General features: G+C 41.1%; 1 protein-coding gene. It reads left to right on the forward strand.

Annotated elements, in window-relative coordinates; translation table 11 throughout:
- The first annotated feature begins 130 nt into the window (after positions 1-130).
- A complete protein-coding gene (gene nirD, locus SAY88_RS24630; protein ID WP_332635074.1) occupies positions 131-454 on the forward strand; it encodes a nitrite reductase small subunit NirD in 324 nt (107 codons plus the stop codon).
- Positions 455-643 lie beyond the last annotated feature (189 nt).

Here is a 643-nt window from a genome sequence, read left to right on the forward strand (position 1 = left end):
ATGGACGTCGCTCTTTCAACTGGAAAAGATCCATGGAAGGAAATTGTTGAGAAAGAAGAATTACAACAAGAATTCAAAAAGAAGCAAGTAGAAGTGCTTTCTTAATTTTTTCATAGCAGGGGGAGAGACGATGAGTAAAATAGATACAATAAAAAAGATAGAAGTGGCTGCATTGTCAGATTTAACGGTTGGAATCGGACAAAAGGTAAATGTAGATGGAGAAGAGATTGCGCTTTTTAAACAAAAAGATGGATCTGTAAAAGCGATTCAAAATAGCTGTCCTCACAAAGGGGGGCCGCTATCGGAAGGAATCGTCAGCGGTGAGCATGTATTTTGTCCCCTTCACGATTGGAAAATTAACGTGAATGATGGGCAAGTGCAAGCACCAGATGTAGGTTGTGTGAAGAAGTATAAGGTAGATGTTGAAGAGGAATTGATTTATATATATTTGTAAGTTGTGAGTGTGGGAGCATGTGCCTAGGGGGAGGCGCATGCTCTTTTGTGGAGCGGGAGGGTTGAGTTGAATGGTGAGTACCGAAAAAAGAAAGGAAGCGAGAAAAGATTCTGTGGAATGAAGAGCTAGAGCTGTAAAAGAGAGAGGAAGCGAGAAAAGATACCGTGGAATGAAGAGCTAGAGCTGTAA

The organism is Halalkalibacter flavus (assembly GCF_036663575.1).
GTDB classification, from domain to species: domain Bacteria; phylum Bacillota; class Bacilli; order Bacillales; family Bacillaceae_D; genus Halalkalibacter; species Halalkalibacter flavus.